The sequence below is a fragment of the Natrinema soli genome (assembly GCF_028618695.1).
The window spans coordinates 1-880 of record NZ_JAQIVI010000130.1 but is presented as its reverse complement, the minus strand read 5'-3'; the positions used below and the strand labels follow the sequence as shown (position 1 = coordinate 880).

Genomic DNA, 880 nt, shown 5'->3' with positions numbered 1-880 from the left:
TCGAGGCGCGCGAGTTCACCGAGGACGCGTTCGGCGGCGGGGCTCTCGTACTCGCGGGCTGTCATCGGGACGACAATGGCCGTCTCGCTGACCGCGGCCGCGGCGTCGCGGGCGAGGGACTCGCTCATCCCGTCGCCCTCGCCGAACTCGTGGAGCGTCGCGATCCGCTCCTGGACGTACTCCATCGGTAAGTTGTTCGAGCGAGCCGGTAAAACGGCCACGACTCCGGCCAGATATACTGTCGGCTGTCAGCAGGCGTCTCTGCCAGTGACTATGCGAATTGGTGATGTCGAATCGATACTCGGGAACGGTCGATAGCAGAGACGCGATTACGGACGGGGCCGAGAGCGGTCTCGAGGGCGACCGAAACGCTCTCGTCGACGGTCGTCTGCCTCGGAACGAGGGCCGACTCGGGATCCGAAAGAGCACCGGTCTTTTTCTCCCCCTCCTGCTTACAGGGAGAACATGAAATCAGTCCGGAAGGCTCTCCGCGAAGACGAACTCGAGAAGGACACCTACGATCGCCTCGTCTGTGCCGAGTGCGAGAAGCCGCTGAAGACCGAAAACGACCCGGACGAGATCAAGACGGTCCGGATCTGCCCCGACTGCGAGGCGGAGTGGAAAGAGATCCGATAAGGATCGGCGGCCGACCCGTGCGGCCGGATCGAGGCGTGCCACCCCAACGAGTGGCTGCCGACGGTATCAGTGTCGTGGCGACTCGAGATCCGTTGAAGGGTGGTCGGTCGACCGACCGGCCGTACTGACGTGTCAGTTGTACTGACGTGTCTCCGTACTGACACTCGGCCGCCGCGTCGCTCGAGGTAGTTCTGAGCGTCAACCCGACGGAACTCGAGGCCGCCGTGACGACCGCCGCCGCGTC

At 64.2% G+C, this 880-nt stretch carries 1 protein-coding gene and 1 pseudogene; one reads left to right on the top strand and one right to left on the bottom strand.

Annotation, left to right across the window (positions count from 1 at the left end):
• Positions 1 to 185: pseudogene (locus PGX04_RS08645) on the bottom strand (glycosyl transferase family 2); the annotation flags it as partial.
• Between the two features lie 280 nt (positions 186 to 465).
• Between PGX04_RS08645 and PGX04_RS08640 the strand changes: the two are divergent.
• The gene (locus PGX04_RS08640) at positions 466 to 636 is read left to right on the top strand and encodes an HVO_0758 family zinc finger protein (RefSeq protein WP_176548119.1); all 171 of its coding nucleotides are present in this window, start codon (positions 466 to 468) and stop codon (positions 634 to 636) included.
• The last annotated feature ends 244 nt before the right edge of the window (positions 637 to 880 follow it).